This window comes from Cyclobacterium amurskyense (genome assembly GCF_001050135.1).
In the GTDB taxonomy this organism is placed as follows: domain Bacteria; phylum Bacteroidota; class Bacteroidia; order Cytophagales; family Cyclobacteriaceae; genus Cyclobacterium; species Cyclobacterium amurskyense.
This window is the reverse complement of sequence record NZ_CP012040.1, coordinates 4715650-4738902: the sequence shown is the minus strand read 5'-3', so window position 1 is coordinate 4738902 and position 23253 is coordinate 4715650. Positions and strand designations below refer to the sequence as shown.

The 23253-nt window shown below is 38.8% G+C and carries 13 protein-coding genes; 3 read left to right on the top strand and 10 right to left on the bottom strand.

Annotation, left to right across the window (positions count from 1 at the left end; genetic code table 11):
- Nucleotides 1-1671, top strand: a complete 1671-nt coding sequence (locus CA2015_RS19085) for a RagB/SusD family nutrient uptake outer membrane protein (protein WP_048643337.1) — start codon at nt 1-3, stop codon at nt 1669-1671.
- A gap of 267 nt (nt 1672-1938) precedes the next feature.
- Here the strand turns inward: CA2015_RS19085 and CA2015_RS19080 are convergent, their stop codons facing one another.
- From CA2015_RS19080 to CA2015_RS19065, 3 genes are all read right to left on the bottom strand, one after another.
- Nucleotides 1939-5217, bottom strand: a complete 3279-nt coding sequence (locus CA2015_RS19080; protein WP_048643336.1) for a VCBS repeat-containing protein — start codon at nt 5215-5217, stop codon at nt 1939-1941.
- A gap of 303 nt (nt 5218-5520) precedes the next feature.
- Nucleotides 5521-5796, bottom strand: coding sequence for a hypothetical protein (locus CA2015_RS19075; protein WP_048643335.1), 276 nt, complete (start codon nt 5794-5796; stop codon nt 5521-5523).
- Nucleotides 5797-6024: 228 nt separating this feature from the next.
- Nucleotides 6025-7617: an aminotransferase class V-fold PLP-dependent enzyme gene (locus CA2015_RS19065; protein WP_084011900.1), complete on the bottom strand. Its 1593-nt coding sequence runs from the start codon at nt 7615-7617 to the stop codon at nt 6025-6027.
- A 364-nt stretch (nt 7618-7981) separates the two neighbouring features.
- On the opposite strand from CA2015_RS19065, the gene CA2015_RS19060 reads away from it, so the two are divergent.
- Together CA2015_RS19060 and CA2015_RS19055 are read left to right on the top strand one after the other, a co-directional pair.
- Nucleotides 7982-8590 (top strand): Uma2 family endonuclease, encoded by a 609-nt coding sequence (locus CA2015_RS19060; protein WP_048643333.1) that lies wholly within the window; start codon nt 7982-7984, stop codon nt 8588-8590.
- Between the two features lie 157 nt (nt 8591-8747).
- Entirely contained in the window at nt 8748-10613 is a 1866-nt protein-coding gene (locus CA2015_RS19055; protein WP_048643332.1) for a heparinase II/III domain-containing protein, read from the top strand.
- A 72-nt stretch (nt 10614-10685) separates the two neighbouring features.
- Here the strand turns inward: CA2015_RS19055 and CA2015_RS19050 are convergent, their stop codons facing one another.
- From CA2015_RS19050 to CA2015_RS19020, 7 genes are all read right to left on the bottom strand, one after another.
- A complete protein-coding gene (locus CA2015_RS19050; RefSeq protein ID WP_048643331.1) occupies nt 10686-11813 on the bottom strand; it encodes a hypothetical protein in 1128 nt (375 codons plus the stop codon).
- A 21-nt stretch (nt 11814-11834) separates the two neighbouring features.
- Complete coding sequence (locus CA2015_RS19045; RefSeq protein ID WP_048643330.1) at nt 11835-13199, bottom strand: FAD-dependent oxidoreductase; 1365 nt, start codon at nt 13197-13199, stop codon at nt 11835-11837.
- 140 nt (nt 13200-13339) lie between these two features.
- Entirely contained in the window at nt 13340-14788 is a 1449-nt protein-coding gene (locus tag CA2015_RS19040) for a RagB/SusD family nutrient uptake outer membrane protein (RefSeq protein ID WP_048643329.1), read from the bottom strand.
- Nucleotides 14789-14830: 42 nt separating this feature from the next.
- Nucleotides 14831-18055 (bottom strand): SusC/RagA family TonB-linked outer membrane protein, encoded by a 3225-nt coding sequence (locus CA2015_RS19035; protein ID WP_316934185.1) that lies wholly within the window; start codon nt 18053-18055, stop codon nt 14831-14833.
- Between the two features lie 232 nt (nt 18056-18287).
- Nucleotides 18288-19382 (bottom strand): FecR family protein, encoded by a 1095-nt coding sequence (locus CA2015_RS19030; protein WP_048643327.1) that lies wholly within the window; start codon nt 19380-19382, stop codon nt 18288-18290.
- 467 nt (nt 19383-19849) lie between these two features.
- On the bottom strand, nt 19850-21532 hold the full coding sequence (locus CA2015_RS19025) for a sulfatase family protein (protein ID WP_157470611.1): 1683 nt from the start codon (nt 21530-21532) through the stop codon (nt 19850-19852).
- 10 nt (nt 21533-21542) lie between these two features.
- Nucleotides 21543-23252 (bottom strand): RagB/SusD family nutrient uptake outer membrane protein, encoded by a 1710-nt coding sequence (locus tag CA2015_RS19020; protein ID WP_084012044.1) that lies wholly within the window; start codon nt 23250-23252, stop codon nt 21543-21545.
- Nucleotide 23253 lies beyond the last annotated feature (1 nt).

Sequence of the window (23253 nt, the reverse complement as noted above, 5' to 3'; positions counted from 1 at the left end):
ATGAAATTGACAAAATATATATTAATACTCTTTACTGTCATTATAACAAGCTGTTCTCTGGATGAGGTTTGGTATGACAGAGTGGTACCAGAAACCTTCTTTAAAACTGAAGGAGATGTATTGGCAGCACTTTACCGCCCATTTACCCATGCTAGGTGGTACCTAACTGGGGATAGATGGGTAGCTCAAGAATTTTCAGGAGACCATTTTGCCCGTACCACAAAGGGGCGACACTGGTATGATGGAGGACGTTATGCAAGATATCAGCATCATGAGTGGACTCCTGATGAATCCCAATTATTTGGCACCTGGAGAGGAACTTTACAAGGTGTTGCTTTGGCATTGGACGTAAAGCAAGACCTGGGTAAATTAAATTATCAGGAACTTGCGCTTTCAGAAGAGGACAAAGCTGCTCACCTAGGTCAATTAGATGCCTTGATTGCATTCTTCTACTTAAGAGGACTGGATTTCTATGGTGGTCTTCCAATATTCACCAGTTTGGATCAGGAAAATGTTCCTAGAAGCACTGATAAAGAAACTTTTGATCACATTGAAAGTTTGTTGAAACAAGCACTTATTGACTTATCTGTGAAAGTAGATGGTGCACCGCAGGAAGGGGCCATTACCAAAGGGGCTGCCGCAGTGATGTTGGCAAGATTGTACTTCAATGCAGAAGCCTACATAGGTGTACCTATGTACGATGAAGCAGCAGAAATATCTAAAGCAATTCTTAATAATGAATACGGCAACTATAGTCTTGACACAGATTGGAATGGGCCTCATGATTTTGAAAATGACCAATCACCAGAAATTATCTGGTCAATCCCTTCTGAATTTAACCGACTAGAGTATACCCACTATGGTCATATGTATCATTATAATTCCCGAGTATATTTTGATGTAGATTTAGGTTCTAATAACGGTACTCATTTACAACCTTCAAGAATGCCTGATGGTACTTTGTATTCAGAGGAGTTTAAATTGGGTTCACCGTACGAGAAATTTGAAGACACCGACCTTAGGAAAAAACCATTTAAATATTTTGGTTCTGGCAGTTACGAAGGAATGTTTTTAGTAGGCCCTCAAATCTCTCCAATAACAGGTGAGCAAGTTATTGGTAATGAGGAATACAACGGTAAACCTCTTGAGTTTGTGGATAAGGTTGGTAGATTTTCGGAAATCGGATCTACTTACTCTTCTATTGAGGACATTCCTTCCAATATCGGAGCAGGTGAAGAAAACACTGGTATTCGTTTGGTAAAAATCCCTGTCCCATCAAGCCAAGACCTTACTTTGAGATGGGCTGCAGATCATCCGGTTTTTAGGTTAGCAGAAGTTTATTTAATGCTGGCTGAGTGTCAATTAAGGCTAGGGGAAGAAGCAGAAGCAGCAGAATTAATCAACACTGTACGCCAAAGGGCTTTTGAAGGAGGAAATGACCCTAACCCAGCTAGTGCCGGAAATTTAGATTTGTACAGAATGGCAGACGAATGGGGTATTGAATTTTTAGGAGAAGGAAGAAGAAGAACTGACTTGATCAGGTTAGGCTTTTTCACCACTGAAAAATGGTGGGATCACTCTCCTTCTAACTCTGACCATCTGAAGCGATTCCCAGTACCTACTGCTGCACTTTCAGCAAGTAATGTACTTGAGCAAAATCCTGGTTATTAATTATTGCTAAGAAAAATCAATTGACGGGCTTCTTGTAAAGGAACTCAAAATTGAAAAGTACAATCCGGCATCTCTGACTAAAGTCTAGGTGCCGGATTTTTTATTGTTTAGATGTATTTGAAGGGAGGTAATGGTTAATTGTTAATTGTTTTTAAGGTATAAACTTCAATAATCTATTACCGTTGCCTGAGACTGTTGGGCATCCGAACTACCAGTGCCTGAGCCTGTAGAAGGCAGAGGTAAGGCAGTAGAACAATTATTTCTAGGCTATTTTTGGCTTTGATTCACCTGTCTTAGTTTATAGAAATCTGGTTTATCATTGTTAAATGTAACCAAGACATAATGGGTACCATTAAGGTTGATTATGTCTAAACCTCTTACAGCTTTTTGGCTGAACTTTAAACCAAGCTGATATCCTTCTATTATTTTTCCTTCTGAAGAAATTGTATTTCCTGAAAGACTTCCAAGGCGACCATGATATGGGGATACACCAAAATAATTCCCACCTGCCATGACTTCTTCCTTTCCATCTCCATCAAAATCATACTTTAAAAAAGTAGTCAAAGGTGCTACTTGTAAGGAAGCCTCAAAACTTTCAAACTTAAAGTTACCATTTACATTAAGCAGGTATCCGGATGCCAATTGCTCTGCTGTAAGAAGGTTGGCATTTTCCAATTGCTCATCGTCAAATAGCTCCTCCAAGGGTTTACCAGCAAAATCCTTATAAGAAGTAAACTTTCTTTTAAGAAAGTTCATTTGACTCCCTAGTTCATCCAAGCCCGCAACGGTATAATAATTTTCATCTTTTTCATAAGCCACTATGGTTTCTGTGCTCCCATTTTCATCAAAATCTGCATAATACATCTTTAAGGGGAAATTTTCTTTAGAACTGAATTTGCTGTTTAAGCCCCAATTCCCCAATAAATAATCCATTTCTCCATCTCCATTAATATCAAATGGAATAATGGCTTGCCATAGACCAGTTAACTTTTGATCCAAAATCTCTTCTGTAACGTCCTTTAAAATCCCTTCATGATTTTGAAAAAACCTGGGAGACATCCACTCTCCTACTACGATTAGATCCACCCAAGAATCCCCGTCAAAATCTGTCCAGACGGCATCCGTCACCATTCCAACATTCTCCAGTACTTCATTTTCAATTATTTTAAAAGTACCGACCTCATTTTTCAAGAGCACAGATTTAGGAATTTTTCCAAAATCTTTTGAAACTGCAGCTCCACCAATAAATAGATCTATATCACCATCTTTGTCATAATCATGCGCTTTTACAACCGAACCATTTTCACTGTAAGAAGGTAGTTCTTGTCTTTTAAAATCCTTTCCGTCATTGATCAATAGCCGGTCTTTCAATGCTTCATTATTCGTGGAAAACTCTCCTCCTGCCGAAACCACAAACAGGTCATTTATCCCATCATTATTCAAATCTTCTATTATAGCCGACACATCTTCACGTAAAGAATCAAAAGCGATTGCACTGTAATGTTTTTCAACAAAGCCATTCCCATTCTGAAGAAAGATTCTAGAGGATTGAGATTTAGCCCCTCCAAAGAAAATGTCATGACTACCATTTCCATCAAGGTCTTTGACTACGACTGCAGGTCCTCGGTCAGAAATTTTATAGGGAATAAGCCGTTGGTGATTGAAATCTATGAACCTGTTTTCTTGATGTTTATAATCCAATCCCGATAAAGCCTCGACTTTTTGGAACCACGTTTCGGGTTTGGGGAAGATTTCTAAATAATCTACCTTATCGCGAACTTCTGATGGTATTAAATCTAAGGTTTGATTCAATGCGATATCATATTTTTTTTCTATGGAATTGTCAGGCCAAATCACATACAGGGAATCTACTTGTTGTAAGTTTCCGTAACCGAAATGTATCAAAGGTTCAGAGGAAGACTGAAAACCTCTTGATGTAAATAATTGCTTCATTTGCATGTTCCCTTGATGCCAAGTAAAGACCTTGGTTCCAATCCCAAAATTATTTGGAGCGATAAAATCTACCTTTATTTTTAAATAGGCCGAATTTCCATCCAAGTCATTCCTGTACAAAGTTGCAGGTTCATTGATATTATTGGTTACCAAATCCAGGTCACCATCATTGTCCAAATCCGCCCAAGCAGCTCCAGTAGATAAATTTTCCTCAGGGGAAATCCATTTGCCAGAATAATCAGTAAATAAGATATTTTCCTCCCCTTTAAAAATATAATTTTTGACTTTCCCAGAAGGCATTTTATTCAATGCTTCCTGATCCAATTTATTGGAAGCATTAAATTGGCGTTCTACTTCCTCACTTGAGATGTAATTGATATAATCATGATCATTGGGTCTGCGGGATATGCCTGTAGAAATAAACAAGTCCTGCTTGCCATCAAGGTCAAAATCCCCGAAGAGAGGACTCCAGCTCCAGTCAGTCGCTGAAATTCCACTATACAAGGCTACTTCCTGAAAATATTCTCCGCCTCGGTTGATTTGCAACATATTCCTAGCGTATTGAGGTTGGTAGTTGAGGCGTTCTATTTTCAGGTCATGCGTATAAATGGGATCATCACTCATGGATGATTTAAGTACTTTTTCATCTTCAGGTAACATATCCAAGGTGACAATATCTACAAAGCCATCTTGATTGATGTCCACAGCATCATTGCCCATAGAAAACCTGCTTACCTGGCTGAACTTCTCCTTCAGTTGTTCGCTGAATGTACCATCTCCATTGTTGATATAGTAATAATCGTCTTCGTGAAAATCGTTGCTTATATAAAGATCTGTAAATCCATCATTGTTAAAATCTGCTGTTGCCAAACCGAGACCATAACCATTGGCCCCACCGAAAATACCCGCCTCTTCGCTGACATCTATAAATTTTCCATTTTCATTTCTTAGCAATTTATCGCCACTTTCATTTATCCGCTCATTCCTTATAGCTGCAGGACCATATGAGTTATCGGTATGCACGGAGTGGTTTAATAGGTACATGTCTAAGTCTCCATCATTGTCATAATCAAAGAATGAAGCCATTGTAGAATAGTTTTTAAAATCCAAACCGAATTCCTTCCCTTTTTCACTAAAGGTGAGGTCACCATTGTTTATAAACAATTCATTCTTACCCTTCAACCCATGGATACCTACTACTGCACATACATAAATATCAAGATGTCCATCGCCATTTATATCAGCCATCGTTACCCCTGTATTCCAATCAGAATGACCAGCAATTCCAGCATTTACCGTTATGTCCTCGAATTCCATATTCCCTTTATTTAAAAATAACTTATTGGGAACTTGATTTCCGGTGAAAAACAGGTCCTGAAGACCATCATTATTGATATCCCCTATGGCTACTCCTCCCCCATTGTAGAAATAGAGATAATATAGAATACTCAGGTTATTGGTTTCTTTTAACTCATTGGTGAAATCAAGTTTTGAAACAGTGGGGTCAATTGATCTAAACAGGTAATTTTCATCCTTTACTTCTGAGCATCCAAAAAGAATAAAAAATGTGAGCGCAACAACACTTATTTTCATTTTTCTAAAGTATAAATGATTAATTACTAATTTAGTCATTTGAAGTTTGACATAAAAAAAATTAAGTGTATTTATGGGCGACGTTTTAAACAATAAAACAAAAGTTTATTTGTTGAATAAGTTTAGAAGATTCCTCGCTTAAATATAGCACTTGAAATGACCCGTCTGTCGGGCTGGCACAAGCCCTACCTATTTTGGTCACCTGAAGTAACTTAAGGGTCACAAAAAGTCCTTCTTAAGCCTTGAAATGACGATTTTTTTATGGGGAAAATTCGTTGAAATAATCAGAGATAAGTTGCAAAATCATCCTCCGTACGCTTTACCTACCGTAGACAGGGTGTAGCATTTTTCTACATCCCTTGGAAGCCATTGTGAAACGAGTTCACAGGCATTTGCAATGCCGGACAAGCCAGAAAGAACATCAAACTTTGTCCACCATTGTTTGCTAACTTTCCCTATAGGAGACTGAGGGTCAGGAGGAAGCCAATAGATTGTTTTTGATGTATTGTAAGGGTGCCCAGATTTATTGTAGCAACAGAGCGAAAAGTGAATGCGACCATATTGGACCATTAAGTCCATTGCTATACTCTGAATGAGGATTAACTCAATGGTTATTATGAAATTGATGTCTACTAAACCTGGGAAAATATATAATCCTTTTATATCCTTTGTCTTTTTAGCTAAATTCGTCTGGGTATTGGGTGCAACTTTGACTCTTTTCCTTCAGAAACAACAACAACCACCTTTCAATTTATTTCATTCACTGGATCAAATTCTTTTAACTACTTTTTACGTAATAGCTGGGTTTTAATATTGTCGCCGTTTTGCCTTCCATTCTGCCCTGCCGTATTCACCCAAACTCATTATACCGTCCATATTATCCTTACTCACTACTCCTGTAAATTGGAAATTAAGGCGTACTCCTTGGCTAGTATAGGAACTTCGAATCAAAATATCATTGCCATGAAGCGTACCTGTTAGCTCACGAGCTCCAAAACTAGCATGGTGGGTACCAAAAATATCATTTCCTTTTTGTTCAAGCATGAAAGTTTGGTTCACAATGCTTGCGACGAATTGTATCTCTAGGTCCCAAAGGCCACTTAAGTTAAACGCAGCAAGACCACTAGGCTTTTGCATCTGAGGTGGATTGGAAAGCAACTCATAAACGGATTTAGCGATTACCTTCTCCTCGCCTGCTGTAAGTTGGGAAGGGTTGATCCGTATGTTAGGCTCCATATTTGGAGGGAAAGGTAGGTAACTACCAGCACCGCTGACAGCAATTCGGGGATTGTTTTCCCACAAAAGTTCTTCAACATCTTGGCCTGTGAGTGGAATTAAAGAAATATCCCATTCCACATGAAGAGAAGGTGATCGATTGGATCTTCCTTTTGGGAGAAGAATCTCTGTCTTCACCCCAGGAACCTGTTCCAGACGATGGGAGATGTAATTGGCCCACGAAATCCACATCCTCCACTCTTCTGTATGATCCCGTTTTTTCCACATTTCTACTGCTGTCAGCATCCCCATTATCTCCTCTCGTCCCACCTTAAACCCACGTCCAAAACCATGGTGGGGCGCACTAGTGATCCAAGCAGCTTGGACCAAGTCTTTGCGTCCTATCAATAAGCCGGCACATTGTGGGCCTCGCAAATATTTACCTCCACTATAGGCCACCATATCTGCCCCTTGGGCTATATGTGGATTTGGGACTTCTAGGCCCTCAGCCGCTGCATCCACAAGGATTGGCACTTTAAGTGGCTTGGCAAGAGCCGCGATTATTTTCAGCGAGAGAGGCCCGTCCTCAGATGCACCACTGGCCAAGACCATAATCATAGCTGTTCGGGGACCCAAGGCAGCTTTTAATTCTTCGGGGCTATTCACCTCTACCATTCTCACTCCCACCGCCTTTGCTGCAGCATCATAGGCCGATCGAGAATAAGAAGGAATAATCACTTCATCCTTCATTCCATCCAGATTGGGGATTTGCCAAATCTTATCAGGGTCGCCTCCTGTCACACAACCGGCTGTCGCAATAGATATTGCAGCGGATGCACCTGAAGACACCACGCCCCATTCCGCCCCTGTTACTTCTGCTAGGCGAAGCCCTACTCCATTCATCAGTTCATCAATTTGAACAAAGTCCTTCACCGCTTCGTCCATCGCCACCTGTACTTCAGGCAAGATCCGAGTTGCACCAACGACAGTAACAGTGCCTCGGGCATTAATTAGTGGCCGTACTCCAATCGAGTCATATATGCTTTTTCCAAGAGCCTTTTTACTTGGGGACACAGTAGTGGTAGGCATTGACCTGGCACTATTTGTACCCAGAAGTGCTCCTAAAAACAGACCTCCAAATGGCAGGCTTGATAAAATATTTATTACTTTTCTTCTGCTAATCATGATCAATTTTTTTCAAAATAAAAGGTAATAGTATATAATTAGATTTTTGTCCGAATTAGAATTTAATTTTAATTCTCAATGATGAATAATTTAGCATTGATGTTTGAGGAAGATGTAAACCAATGAACGCACCCTGAATCACCAAAATTCTAACGATTATTTAACCGAAGGTATTCAACTGAAAGATCAACGCTACCTTCAAAGACAATAAGCACAAATATTTCCAGTCTCTCTAAAATCCATTTTTTTCTTCCGGTACCTTTTTTCCTTGATTTTCTTTTGGTCTCAAGGTTCAAGCATACTTTAACCCATAATTTAGAATACACTATCTCTAAAATAGTCCTAAAATCAGTATATTTATAGTATGGAAGTCAAAAAACCGGATAATGTCAATGAACCGGATTTGGAATATGGGAATTATTCCTATGCCGATTACCTGAAATGGCAGATAGAGGAAGTGGTCGAACTGATCAAAGGGAAAGCCTTTAAAAAAGCTGCTGCTGCCCCAAAACGTATCCATCAGCAAATTTCAATAAAGTTGGCTGCTAAACTCTATTACTTTTTGGAAGACAAATCATGTCAAGTTTACGATGCACCCTTCGATGTGCGTTTTCCAAAAGCATCCAAAGCAGATCATTTAATTCATGATGTGGTTCAGCCGGATATCTGCGTGATTTGTGATCGGGAAAAATTGGATGACAGAGGCTGCATAGGAGCGCCAGACTTGATTGTGGAAATCCTATCCCCTAGCAACAGTAAAACCGAATTGAAGCATAAGTTTAAGCTTTATGAGTCCAATGGAGTTCAGGAATATTGGATCATTCATGCTGAAACCCAGGATTTGTTAATCTATAGTCTTTCTAATGGAAAATATGTCCCCTCCCTTTTGCTTACCTCCGGAGATGTGGCAGAGTCAAAGGCGATCCAAGGGTTTAAACTGGACTTAGAGGAGTTTTTTGGGGATATAGAATAGTATTTAGAACCAATAGTAAGGTGAGGCTATCCGTTCAATCTTATTAAAGTTTATAGAATTCCTTTTTGGGTAAGGAATCTTTCTTGAATTATACAACTATTTAAGCATAACTGTCTTGAAATATTTACATCAATTATTGTTTATAACAAGCCTTCTTATGGTAACATTAAGGAGCGAACTGGCTTATGCTCAGCTGTCACAAAACAATGCTAATCAATCGTATCAACTTAATAACCCTATATCGGTACCGTATCTGAAAAAGAATCTTCAGAAAGCCCAACCTAGATTAGTTTTAAATCAAGCTACTGAAAAAAGGCTAAGAGAAAAGCTTCAAACCGATCCCCTTATTCAGCATATTTATCAAGCCATCAAGTACAATGCTGCATCAGTATTGGCATTGGATTTAATTACAGTTGACATCCCAGATAATCCCCGATCTCAACAAAACCAGCTTGGTATTTCTAGAGATTTCCTCTATCGAATAAACATGTTAGGAATGGTCTATTTCGTAGAAAAGAATCCTGATATTTTGCAAAGGTTAAATGAAGAAGTGATTGCTGCCTGTAATTTCCCTACTTGGAACCCAAAGCATTTTCTTGATGTAGGAGAAATGTCATTGGCCATTGCTCTGGCACTAGACTGGACCGCAGGGAAATTACCCAAATCAACCATCTCTTTGGCGAAAAAGTCATTGATAGAAAAGGGTATTATGCCTAGTTGGCCTGAAAATGGGGAGACCCCTAGGTGGGTCAATGGTACCAATAACTGGAATCAGGTTTGTAATGCGGGAATGATTGCAGCCTCCATAGCCATTGCTGAGGAAAACCCGGAATTGGCAGCAAAAACAATAAAAAGATCAATCGAAGGCATGAACCATGCACTTGCAGCATATGCTCCGGATGGTGCTTATCCTGAAGGCGCTACCTACTGGGGTTATGGGACAATGTTTTCAGCAGTAACTGCAGCGATGCTTGAGAGCGCTTTTGGAACAGATTTTGGAATAGGTGACTATCCGGGCTTTAAAGAGAGCGCAAATTTCGGACTTTTAACCACAGCACCTTCCAAACTATTATACAATTATGCAGATAGTCCGGATGTACCGGAGCTATATACCGATTTTACCTTGAGTTGGTTTGCCTCCAAAACAGGAGATAGAAACTACTTGAATACTAAAAGATTTATGCAAACTCCTGATGAGATAGGGAAAATCTCTCGCCTGGCAGGAGCAGGCTTGGTTTGGACAGCACAGTTCGAAGAAAAGGAATCAGGACTTGTTCAAAGTGCCTGGAAAGGTGAAGGAGCAAACCCAATTGTGATTTTTACCGGTCAGGGGGAGAATAAAGAAGGGTATTATTTTGGCGGAAAAGGGGGGCGAGGATCGATAAGCCATGGAAATATGGATGCCGGTTCTTTTATTTTTGAATTAAATGGTGTTCGATGGGTGATCGACCCGGGCAACCAGAGCTATGGGGTGCTGTCGAGAGCCGGTTTCGATTTATGGAATAGGTGTCAGGAATGTGACAGATGGAAATTACTTACAAAGAATAATTTTGGACATAGTACAATCTCTGTAGATAATAAGCGGCACATAGTTGATGGTTTGGCAACTTTGGTAGACTTTAAAGGTGGGGAAAAGCCAGAAGCCACTTTTGACCTTACACCGACTTTTGCAGGTCAACTTAAAAGCGCTGCTAGAAAGTTTATTAAAGATAGCCCAAGATCTATTGTAATCGAAGACCAAATAGAAACCAACGATGCTACAAAATTGATCACTTGGCAACTTATGACGCAGGCAGATATTAAGCTTGTAGATGGTGGAGCTGTTTTGACTCAGGATGGCAAAACCCTCAAGCTGGAAAACCTATCCCATCCTGATTTTAACTTGTCCATTGTCTCACTTGATCCAGCTCCGCTCCAATTGGATAAGCAAATTGAAAACTTAAAAAGAATTGAGCTAAGAATTCCTTCGTGGGTTTTAGAAGAAAATAAAGGAGAAATAAAAGTGCGTTTGTCTGGGGAATAGCATGAATACAGAATACTCAGCTTATTGTTTTCTTTTTACTCATTGAGAAAACTCAAATATTAAATGATAATTCTAAGGATTCGGAACATTTTCTAAAAATTGCTTTGCCTTTTTAGCCAAATAGTTGTTATCAGAATTGCTCAACAAACGAACTTTTTCCAGACTGGTGGCATCGTACATTTTCTGTTTTTTATATACCTCTAGGAGTAACACAATTAAAGGAACTTCTAAGTCAAGAATCGACTCATTAAAAAAGGTTTTTGTTTCCGGGTGAACATTAGGAGCTTTTTTAAACAAATCTAGTATCCATTTCTTTTTACCACTATCCATTTGCGGAAATAGGGCGATCAGATCCATTTGGAAAGATTGGGAAGATAAATTCTGTGGATTAATAGTTTGTATGGCTTTTTCAGAGAGACTATATTCACTGCTTTTTATAAAATCAAAAATCAATGGGTTTATTTTTGGGTATTGATCAAGCTTTCCTTCCAATTGCTCCAGAGTCCATAGAATATCTGAAAGATTTTCACTTTCTAATAGAAGTGTAATATAATCAGAATCAAAATTTTCAGTAGTCCATTCTTTAATCACTCCATTGGTTGGTCCATATATCAAGTGCCATAATTTGTAAGTTGTGAAAGCAGCACCTTCAACCACATAGTCAAGAATAAATTTAGAGGTAGCACTCGACACAGCATCAATCTCTTTTACCTCATATTGGCTATCATAATATTCTTCTTTAGATCCTTCCATCACAATCTCATTGTAGGAATAATCTCCCAAAGGAAGGAATGGATCTGACAGCAATTCATTCAGCCTTAAATACTCTTCCGCTGTAAATGGTTCATGATCATGTTTACTAAGGTATTCTTCTTCAGGCAATTCAAAACCAAGATACCTGCCTGTAGGATTCCAATAAAGAATAACATCCAGCAACCTGCATTTGTCATCAAAGCAAACACTCGTCACAACATTCCGCGAAAAAAACACTGGTGCGCCAGTACTTGACAAATGCGCATAAAGCGTATCCATTGAAATCTCTTCTTCGAAATCAATCAGCCTCTTTTCTACATCAACCACTTCAATGGTTAAGGTTCTGTCATTGATATATTGTATGGTTCCCGTTTTAGAAACAGGAACCATACCTATAAAGAACACAACAATAATTAATAATAGATTTTGCTTTACAGCTTTGTTCATTAGCTTTTTCAACTTTTAGAATTAGACCGTTGGAACAATGGCTCCATGACTTCTTAGGAGATCTCTCACCTCATCCAAAGGCACATCAGCAGGAGACACATTTCGCTGGCAAGCAATCACTGCTGTAGCTCCAGCAGCCTGGCCCATAGCCATGCTTGACCCCTGTACTCTTAAAGCAGAATTGGCCAGTCTATCACTAGACAAACACCTTCCAGCTACCATAAAGTTTTTGCTGTTTTTAGGAATCAAAGCCCTCAATGGCACGGTTGCGACCACCCCTTCACTCAATTGTTTTGGAGTAACACCATGTTCTATTATATGCAAATCAATCGGGTAATAAGAATAAGAAATTGAATCCTCAAATACTTTACCTGAAGTATAATCCTCGTGCGTGATTTGATACAAGCCATCAATCCTATAGGTTTCCCTGATACCGATTTCTGTTCGCATGTCTTCTATCACTACGTTTTCACAGCCCGGCAATCTTTTCAAAAACTTCAGGTGTTTTAGAAGTGAACTTCTTGCATGTATATTAGCGGCCGTATGAGATTCGGAAGTTGTAGAGTCTGCTCCTCTGATATGTTGAATATTATCACCTTTAGAACTTAAAAGGCGAACAATATTTCCTCGAAACTCCTCCCTTTTCAACTCTCCGCTGTTTATCGCTGCTTCATATTCCTTTTTGATCATATCCAAATCCAAGGCTTTCATGTCATAACCACCCAATCTAAAGATAAGCGTTCCAGGTTGTGTTTCAGCTTCTTTCAGCAAATCCAACCCTGCAATATTTGCAGCAATTGCATTTCCTGAGCAATCGATAATTTGCTTGCATTTTATTTTGGTAGTAATTCCTTTACCTACGGTCTCCATTTCCCAGAATCCATTCTTGAATTCTATTTTCGTTGGCGTTTCATAATAGCGCAAATCAACCCCAGCTTCTACACATTTTTGCTCTAATATTAAGGAAAACAATGGTCCATTTAGTCTCACTTGGTGTTCCCAATGTTGGCGTCCATGAGGAATCGAAAAATTGGGTAGCGTATCTCCATTTAGTTCTACTGCTTCTTGTACATTTTCCCAACCGATACCACTAATTATTTGCTTTCCCCAGGCAAAGAATATTCCCGGAAAAGCCACTCCTGCGGTTGTAGTGGTACCACCTAATTGGCTAACACACTCAATTAGGGTTACTTTTTTACCTGCTCTTCCAACCTGAATCGCTGCTACTGCACCAGCGGTACCTCCTCCCACTACTACAACGTCCGTTGTTATATTTTTTTGAACAACCTTGTAGGGTTCTTTTAATACATCTCCTTTAGCGAAGGGTGAAGCGGCCACACCGAGGGAGAGTGTTCCCATTGCGGCGATCATATCTCTTCTTTTCATAATCCTATTTATGGCTTAAACCCAAATCATGCAGCAACTACACTATCAATAAGTGTCCTCACTTCTTTAGAAAGCTTTTCACTAGTTAAGCTTATAGCACCTGCATCATTCGGGTTGATTATTTTATTTAATTATACTGATCAGTAACCTGGGTTTTGATCTGTATCGGGATCTAAGGCACCATTAAAATTCAACTCGGATAATGGTATTGGCCATAAATAATGGGCATCCGCTATGGTAATACCTTTATTTTTCATTACCATTTCCTGTGCTCTTCCTACCCTTTTTAAATCTAACCAACGCTTACCTTCGAAGATAAACTCGTAAGCTCTTTCTTGTAATAAGGCATCAAGGAATTCTGTAATTTCACCCGAAGAGAAAGAATAATCAACTTCCGATGGTGAATCAATGGCTAAGCCATAAGCTCTTCTTTTTATTTTATTTAAGGTTTCTAAGGCTTCAGGAGTTACTGCATTGGCATTTCTGGCTGAAGATTCAGCAAAAATTAAAAGCACTTCAGCATACCTGTAAATAGGTAAATCATTTCCTCCATCACTCCTTCCAACAGCATCCAGCTCCATGTACTTATTACTTACCAAGGTATTTGGTCCCAATCCAAAATCAACTTTGTCCCAAAGTTCTTTTCTCAAATCTCCATCTTCCCAATTGATATAGAAAGGGTTAGAAGCATCGCTATAATGCGCGTAAGCCCCTCCAAAATTAAAATAACCGGTGCTTGGATGGTTCAATATGAATAACATGAAGTTCCCCTGTCCAATCTCCCTAGAGTATTTAAAATAAAATACTTCTTCAGTACTCGTAACCAGATCAGAACCGAAAATATCAGTACGAAAATCATTGGCCTCTTCTACTGGCACCAATGAATACTTATTTGAGTCAATAACTTCTTTACTTTTCTCCATCGCTTGATCATAGTTCCCTAAGGACAAATGAACATCGGCAAGTAATGTTTTAGCAGCATTGATCGTAGGCCTTCCGATAACTTTAGCCGTAGCATTTAAATGCGTTTCGGCATATTCAAGATCTGATAAAATCAATTCATAAACTTCCGACACGGAACTTTTTGGCAAATCAATTTCCAACATGTTGTCCTCTGTTCTCAAAGGGACACCAGCCCAGTTTCTTACCAGATCAAAATAACTTAATGCTCTAAGAAATTTTGCTTCAGCAATAAAATAATTGACATCTTCCTCACTAATATTATCGCCATTTGGCGCATTAAAAATGACCAAATTCGCATTTCTAATGGCTTGGTAGAATGAATTCCACCTTGAGCCTGCAGTATTGATATTGGTTGCATTTAGGCCAGCAAAATCATTGTATTGTGCTCGGCTTCCTCTGCCATATCCCCAGTCTGAATGGGCATCTAATATAGCAATTTGCTCTGCTCTGGTAGAACGCAAAGGAGAGTAAATTGCATTCACTGCAGTCTCTACTTCCTCTGCCGTATTGTAAAAGTTTTCTACAGCAACAGTTTTAGGTTGTTCCAGTAATAAATCCTCACAACTTACTAATAGCAAGAGGAATACTGGAAGAATGTATAATTGAATGGTTGTTATCCTTTTCATCTTTTTTCACTTTAAATTGAATACTTGTTTTCATTATCCGGATTAAAAACCCAATCTAACTCCCATAGTAAGGGATTTTGGAATAGGATAACTGTAATGGTCTATCCCCAATTGGGTCCCTGCACCTCTTGAATTTACTTCAGGGTCCCACCAGGAATAACCGGTCAAAGTGATAAAATTTTGAGCACTCACATAAACCTGAGCACTATTAAGCGATTTTTTGAACAGAAGGGCTGCAGGCAAGTTATAAGCCAACTGAATATTTTTAAACCTTAAATAAGATCCATCCTCAATAAACCTATCGGAAACTCTAACAGCAGTATTTCTGCTTATTAAAGGATATTTAGCATTTGTATTTTCAGGTGTCCAATGGTCATACAAAACTTCTTTTGGCATGTTCATTCCCTGCCCAAAATCCATTGTGCTGGTAATTGAACTTACATTGAAAATATCATTGCCATGGGATCCTTGAAGAAAGAAACTGAATTCAAAGTTTTTGTAATTCATAGTGGAATTAAACCCATAGATAAATTTAGGGTTAGGATCTCCTATATAGGTTTTATCATTGTCGTTGATGATGCCATTGTCATCTTGGTCAACAAAATTGATGTTTCCATTTTCATCATAACCATCTTCCTGATAGCCCCAAAACTGACCGATTGGTCTTCCTTCTCTTAGGATGGTAACATTGTCACCAACCACCAATACACTTACATAGGCACCTAAAATATCTTCGCCATTGTGTAAGCTCAACACTTTGTTTTTGTTAAAGGAAACATTACCAAAAACATCCCATTTAAAGTCTCCGGTCAATACTTTGCCATCCAAACTCAATTCCACTCCTTTATTTTGAACCTTACCTACATTTTGAATCGTAGTGGTAAAGCCAAGGGAACTTGGAAGTCTTACGGTATTGAGCAAGTCGCGGGTATTTTTGATGTAATAATCTGCATTAAACAAGATTCTGTCCTCCAAAAACCCCATATCAAAACCAACGTCAATTTGCTCTGTGGTTTCCCATTTCAAATTGCCTGGGAGTACTGTACTTGGTGCAAATGTATTGTATAGACTATTTTGAAATACTGTATTTCCAGGATTTAATTGGTTTAGGGTTGCATAAGGAGAGATTGCCTGGCTACCTGTAAGTCCCCAACTTGTTCTAACTTTTAAATCTGAAAGCCAGTTACTGTTTTCAACAAATGATTCTTTGAATACACGGTAAGCAAAAGCACCTGAAGGGAAGAAACCCCATTTATTACCAGGACTATACTTAGAAGAACCATCAGTTCTGAAACTAAATGTAAATAAAAACCGGTCGTCAAAGGTGTAATTAACCCTACTCAAGTAGGAAATTAATACGGAATTTGAGTACCCACTGCTTGGGATACCAGGTGTACTTGCAGCCTGAAGGCTGTAGGTTTCAAATGAGTCACTTAAGAATCCAACGCCACTAGCACTTAAATAAGTAGAGGTGAAATCCTGGTAAGTAAATCCAAGCAAAGCATTTAATTGGTGCTTACTCGCAAAGGTTTTGTCATAACTTAGGGTGTTTTCACTTAGAAGACTCCTAAATTGACTTGTATTTACACTCGCTCTACCATCAGAGTTAAAGAAATTTCTAGAGGTGTAAGCATCCGTTCTGTCATCTCTGTTTTCAATTCCTCCAGAAATTTTTAATGTCAGATCTGGAATGGGTTTGTATACAAAAGCCATATTGGTCAAAACAATATTTGCCTTAACAATACTCATCTGTTCATTGAGGAAATTGAGGGGATTGATAATGTCTGGAGCAATAAATGGATATTCATTTCCCAATACATTATAACTACCATCTTCATTATAAGGTTGAGAGATTGGTGCAGCAGACAATGCAGCACCAATCATAGAATTACCACGTGACCCCCCTCCACTGTCCCTTCTTTCCGTTTTAAGGTGGGTAAGATTACTGTTAAAAAGTAAAGCTATCTTATCACTAACAGTATGATTGATGTTTGCTCTAAGGGAGTACCTATCGTAATCACTTCCTTTAATTATACCATCCTGACCAAAAAAGCTTCCCGAAATAGAATATTTAGTTTTAGGACTTCCTCCACTAACATTTAAAGATGTGGACAATATCGGAGCTTTAGTAAAAATTAAATTTTGCCAATCAAACCCCTGACCAAAATTAGCAATCTCCTGTTCAGTAAAATACAAAGGAATATTATCATTGGTAGCTTGAATATTCTGGATTTGAGCATACTCACTGCCATTCATTAGGTCCAAAGTATTGCGAATGGATTGTGTACTATAACTTGTTTCGAAATCAACTTTAGAAGTACCTTCTTTTCCTTGCTTGGTCGTGATCAAGACTACACCATTGGCTCCTCTGGAACCATATATAGCAGTAGCGGAGGCATCTTTCAACACTTCAATACTTTCTATATCGAAGTTATTCAAATTTGTAGGGTTTCCTGAAAAAGGAAAACCATCGACAACATAAAGTGGTTCATTGCCACCTTGAATGGAGTTGGTACCACGAATCCTAACACTTATACCAGCACCAGGAGCACCACTATTCTGTATAATTTGAACCCCTGCAGCTCTACCAGCCATCGCTTGCATAACATTCGATGTTGGGAAAGCATTAATTTCGTCTGATTTTACACTCGATACTGAGCCTGTTAAATCACTCTTTTTGACCGTTCCATAACCTACCACAACCACCTCTTCTAGATCGTTATTGTCTGGCTCCATGATAATGTTAAATTGGGTTTGGTTGGCTATAGATACATTCTTAGTTTTGAAACCAATAAATGAAATCACCAGAGTAGCTCCTTCTTCAACCTCAATTGAGAAATTTCCATCTAAATCTGTAACAGTTCCATTTGAGCTATTAGCAATTGTTACTGTTGCCCCGGGTAAAGGATCGCCATTTTCATCTGTAACAATTCCCTTTACGACAACTTGCTCGTAATCAACATCAACAAGGGGATTTTTACGGTCCATTTTCTTAACATGGATGTTGTTATTCACCTGTTTGAAACTTAGGTCCGTTTGAGCAGCAATGGCAGACAATAGAAAGTAAAGGCTTTCTCCTTTACTTTCTACATTGATGAACTGACTGTTCTCAATTTCCCTGGAGGCGAAAACGAAATTGTAATCCGTTAGCTTTTCTAACCTTTTAAAGGCTTCTTTTACCTTTACATTTTTTAAAGAAAGGTATACGGATACCTCCTCTATGCTTTTAACTTGGGCATTTCCATTAAAAGCTAGAAGGAAACTCATGCTCAAACACTGAAGAGTGAAGGCTATTGTAAATAATTTGGTCATGTAGATAACATGCTTAAGTAGGCATTTATTCATATCTTTACATCGTTTGTTTAGAAATTCGATTAAATAAACATTTTCGGAAAAAGGATGGCAGTCCTAGTTCCGATTTCATTGGAGGTCATAAGTGTTAGCGCATTTATGGCCTCTTTTAATTTGTACATTTTAGACATTACATAGGCATTCTCATCTAGTTAAACTTTAAAGTCGCTTTATCTTTTTCTAATTTGTATTCAAACCTTGCAGAATGACTTAATCCTTCAAGAACATTCTCTAAACTCTGGTCCTTAAACTTGCCTGATATTTCTAAATCTGAAGCTGGACGATTGATAAAATCAATATTTACTCCATACCAATTTTCAAGTACTCTCTTGACCTGAAACATAGACACATTTTCAAAAATGATAGACTTTCTTGTCCATGCCAACAATTTTTCTGGATCAAAGGATAAACTATTGATCCTTTCACTGTCTAAATTTATCTCCAATCCTTCCCCTTTTTCAAGGTTAATGCGTTGCCCTTCATTAAGGTCAATATCTACAGCCACTTTACCAGTCAATAACGCAATGTCTAGGGGTTCATTTTCATAGGAAGAAATATGGAAAGTAGTACCAAGTGCAGTGGTGGTAACTGCCCCCGTTTTCACACTAAAGGGTCTGGTTTTGTCTTCAGCAACTTCAAAATAAGCTTCTCCTGAAAGTTCCAATACACGCTGATGACTTTCGAAGTTCTTGATGTATTTTAAACTGCTTCCAGAATTGAGGATTACTTTGGATCCATCCTGTAGCGTAAGGTTGGCTTTTACTCCGGGAGGTGCATAGTGTTCTAGCATTTCCAATTGCTCAACTACAACCGGGGCTTCTTCCTTGGGTAGGTAGATATTGACCATTATAGCCAGGGAAAATACAAGCGCTAAAATCCCTACCATACGGTAAAACTGGGAAATCTCCCTTCTGCCTTCGGCTCTTTTGGCTCTAAATCGAAGAATAGTACTGACAGCATTTAATGGAACGGGGCCTTTATGGTTCTCTTTCACCTCAGTATTCCCGATAGCTTGCTCTATATTGCCCCAAGTTTCTTCAATTTTATCAGTAGACAACTTATAGGACTTTCTAGACATATTTGCTACCAGCTTCATTGCTAAAGCAATGTCCTCTTCTTTTTTAGGATTTTCATTCAGGTACTTTTCCCAGTATTCTTTTGTTTGGGAATCTGGAGAAAGCACCCATTTTTGAAATTCCGGGTCCAGTACAAAGTCGGCTATCTTATAATCTCGCTTACACATAGTAGAGTGTTTCAATTAAAGGAGACAGAAGCATACAAAAGTTATCCTCCTTTGAAGAAAAAAAATGAAAATATTTTCTTTTTAGCCAAATGCAAAAAATAATACCGGACGATTATCAGGTAATGGGTGCTTTAACCCGAAATATGCAATAGAAAATCTATTACATGCTGAAATCGCTTCAAAATCAGCCACTTCGTTGCTGTTTTCAATTTCACCATAGCGGTGCTATGCTAAAATCTCCAAACAGCCTGTTTTTTTTACGATTGCAGCACTTCCCGTAAACACGGGACAGGCTTCACCCCTGACTATCAGGACGGAGAAATCCTATTACATAATCCGGGCTTAATTTATTAATTCAGATCAAATAATTAACCTTAACCAAGTAGACACAAATAGACCCTCTACTTTGCTAGTAAAGGGTCTATTAATAATGCAATACAAGATAATAAAGTTTTCTTGATCTCAGTTTATTTTAACTGGCTTCCTGGTATTGGTTCCGGAAAACCTCTCATAGGACTGTATCGGATATAGGAATCGAAAACTTCCTTATCCGGCCCTACAACCCTTGGGTCTTTTGAGGACCTTAATTCTTCCAATAAGGCCGCTTGTAGTTCCTCTTTTACTGAAGCATAATCCGCATCATTTACTACATTATTCAAACAGTAAGGATCATTTTTTATGTCGAATAACTGTACTTCCGAATTCTTGGCAAAAGCAGCATCGAAAAATGGTTTGATGGAAGGGTCTTTATAATTTTCGATAATAAATGATTTGGTAGGCGATTCATCAACATCCGTAAATGCCCATTCAGAATGACTGATACCGTCCTCATCTATCCCATACATGGGAAGCAGTTCATCTTCATTTTCTGGATTTATTCTTTGGGGTGCACCTGCAGGCCAGCGATCGGGTTTCATGTTCCACACCAATAAATAGTCTTCACTTCTAATCGATCTTTGTGGATAGCCCCAATTGAGGTGCCTGGAAGAAGAATGCCTTTCTCTACCCGAAAAAGCATACTTTTTAGATGGTTCAATTGTTCCCTGCTTCTCAGACTCCAATAATGCCCGGATGCTTTTACCTGTAATGGGCAACATCCCATCCTGCTTGGTTTGTGTCAGGTCCAAAATGGTAGGTGCAAGATCAATAAACCCAATAGGATCATCCACTTTTCTTCCGCCTGGAAACGCCTTAGGGTACCTGACAGCAAAAGGCACATGGATACCGTAATCATAACTGTTTGCCTTCGCTCTAGGAAAAGGCATTCCATTGTCAGCAGTAACGATAATAATGGTGTTTTCCAGCTCTCCAATCTCCTCTAAATAGTTGATCATGGAGTCAAGATGACGGTCATACCATTCAATTTCCACCGCATAATCCAGCATGTCTCCCCTCACAATGTCATTGTCAGGAAAAAAGGCTGGGACTTCTACATCTGACAGTTTTTTATCTGTTCTTTTCCACGAATCTTTCTCATAGGCACGGTGAGGCTCTGTAGCTCCAAACCAAAAGAAAAAAGGTTTGTCCTTTCGTTCGTTTTCTAAGAAAAACTTGAAATTTTCAAAATAATTGAGATTGCTGATTTTATCTCCTGTACGAATGTCTTCTGGACCTTCTTCATACCTGATTTTGCTGTATTCAATGCCTGCAGCATCTGTGGCTCTCCACAAAGAATCTTTCTCGTCTCTTGCATACCGGAACGGACTTACCCCCTTACCTGTTCTGCCGGTTTTATACCCATTGGCTTCTAACAAATCGACAAAAGGCACATGTTTTTTTAGCCAGGGCGCTGCATGTTGGCCAGAGGACTCATTCTGCCAATGATGCCTTCCTGTAATGATACTGCTCCTTGAAGGCGCACATCCCGGAGAACCAGCCATAGCATTGGTAAAATACACTCCCTCTTTTGCGACCCTATCAAAAGCCGGTGTATTTACAAATTTACTTCCTTCAAAACTTGTATGATAAAAGGACTGATCATCGCTTATTACAAACAATATATTAGGCTGTTTATTACTTGTTTCTTCTTTGTTGGAAGCACAGGATGTTAGGATTAAAACAAATAGAACACCAAATAGCAATGTTTGCCTTTTCAAACCAATAGAATGGTAACCCCGCATTAGGGTTACCAATTCATGTTTTTTTATCATATTATTAACTTTAATCTGCATCATATCCAGGGTTTTGCGTTAATACTGCTCCTATATTTCTTTCTATCTCTGTATAAGGAATAGGGAAAAGATTATGATAAGGTTGTACATCTACACCATGATTCGTCACATCTGGTCGCCCATCGCAATATTTATTGGTACGTTCATACAACATTTCCAATCGATTTAGAGTAAGCCGACGTTTTTCCTCTACACCAAGTTCTCTCATCCTTTCATCCAAAATATAATCAATGTCCACTTCTGAGGGAGAAACCAATTTGGCATTGGCACGCAATCTGACCACATTAATATCATTGGCCGCTTCCGTCAATTGATTATTTCCCAAATAGGCTTCTGCACGCAATAAATAGGTTTCCGCAAGGCGAATATGGTATTGATCACTATAGGTAGTGCCAGCGGTGGATGAATTTAAGGTTTTTAATTCAGGATCCACATACAATTCTGCGGGATGTTGTCCTGGGGTGGTAACTTTCGATTGATAAGGATAGAAATACCTAATAGTATCGTCGAGACTTTGACGGAATAAATCTTCGTGATCGGATATTTTTTGCCCATACCATTCAGATGCTGGATTGTTAAACAGCACATCCCTTACAAAATTGTATTCAGAATTTCGCATGTCATTCCAATCGTATTCCCATACGCCATAATTAAAGTGGTTGGTACCTCTAAACCTTCCTATACCTCGGCCACCAGTATAGTCTGATACCCCTAGAGGTAAAAATGGTGACACTCCAGATGGATCTCTAACAATAAAACTCCAAGGCCGCGGAGAGTGGTCTCTTTCCAATTGAGGTCCTACTTTTGATGAAGAGGAAATCACTCCTCCCGGTATATCTACTTCATATTGCCAAACCCAAATTCCCTCAGTATTTCCTACTCCTCGATTTTGATTGTACCTTCTAAACAAATCCCAATATACATCACCAGGTGCATTGGAAAGTGAGCCAAATCTTTCGTTCATTAGGGCTGTATTTGGGTCATCTATGACCATAGAAGAAGCTTGAATGGCCTCTGACCATTTATTCAGAGAAACATATACCTCAGCTAAAATATGGTAGGCGGCCAAATTATTAATTTCACCATCCTGAACCTCCGAAATTCCTGGAAGGTTGGCTGACGCAAATTCCAAATCACTTGCTGCTTGTAGGTAAACCTCATCTCTGCTAGCTCTTACATAGTCTGTTTTGGGGGAACTAACCTCTTCTAACTCCAATGGCACTCCTCCATATAAATGCGCTAAATTCCTATAAGACAAACCTCTAAAGAGTTTGGCCTTGGCTTCAACAGAAGTTTTCTCCCCTTCCGTCATAGTTGAGTTTTCAAGCCTACTTAGAATAATATTGGCTCCTGAAATCACCTTATAATAATTTTGCCAATGAAATTCAGCTACAACACTGGTTGGCAATAGGGTAGCTAAATAAGAACCAAATCTTGCATTAAGTTGATTGGCTCCATTGTATCCCAAATCTGTACCATATATATAATCCAATGGACGGTGTTCTCCGTTAGAAAGAATTTCTCTGGTCTGATCATATAGGGCATACACTGCCGAATTAAAATCAGAGTAGGTAACGAAAGAGTTTTCAGGACTTGCAAAGTCCAATGGCACCTCTTCAAGGATACTAGATTCATCACAAGCTTGAAATCCTAAAATCAACAAGCTCAAGAAAACGAAATTAAATTTTATTTTTTTCATA

Excerpts from the sequence above, each read along its gene's own strand:
- CA2015_RS19085 (WP_048643337.1), top strand. The coding sequence starts at position 1 with ATGAAATTGACAAAATATATATTAATACTCTTTACTGTCATTATAACA.
- CA2015_RS19080 (WP_048643336.1), bottom strand. The coding sequence starts at position 5,217 with ATGAAAATAAGTGTTGTTGCGCTCACATTTTTTATTCTTTTTGGATGC.
- CA2015_RS19075 (WP_048643335.1), bottom strand. The coding sequence starts at position 5,796 with ATGGACTTAATGGTCCAATATGGTCGCATTCACTTTTCGCTCTGTTGC.
- CA2015_RS19065 (WP_084011900.1), bottom strand. The coding sequence starts at position 7,617 with ATGATTAGCAGAAGAAAAGTAATAAATATTTTATCAAGCCTGCCATTT.
- CA2015_RS19060 (WP_048643333.1), top strand. The coding sequence starts at position 7,982 with ATGGAAGTCAAAAAACCGGATAATGTCAATGAACCGGATTTGGAATAT.
- CA2015_RS19055 (WP_048643332.1), top strand. The coding sequence starts at position 8,748 with ATGGTAACATTAAGGAGCGAACTGGCTTATGCTCAGCTGTCACAAAAC.
- CA2015_RS19050 (WP_048643331.1), bottom strand. The coding sequence starts at position 11,813 with ATGAACAAAGCTGTAAAGCAAAATCTATTATTAATTATTGTTGTGTTC.
- CA2015_RS19045 (WP_048643330.1), bottom strand. The coding sequence starts at position 13,199 with ATGAAAAGAAGAGATATGATCGCCGCAATGGGAACACTCTCCCTCGGT.
- CA2015_RS19040 (WP_048643329.1), bottom strand. The coding sequence starts at position 14,788 with ATGAAAAGGATAACAACCATTCAATTATACATTCTTCCAGTATTCCTC.
- CA2015_RS19035 (WP_316934185.1), bottom strand. The coding sequence starts at position 18,055 with ATGAGTTTCCTTCTAGCTTTTAATGGAAATGCCCAAGTTAAAAGCATA.
- CA2015_RS19030 (WP_048643327.1), bottom strand. The coding sequence starts at position 19,382 with ATGTGTAAGCGAGATTATAAGATAGCCGACTTTGTACTGGACCCGGAA.
- CA2015_RS19025 (WP_157470611.1), bottom strand. The coding sequence starts at position 21,532 with ATGATAAAAAAACATGAATTGGTAACCCTAATGCGGGGTTACCATTCT.
- CA2015_RS19020 (WP_084012044.1), bottom strand. The coding sequence starts at position 23,252 with ATGAAAAAAATAAAATTTAATTTCGTTTTCTTGAGCTTGTTGATTTTA.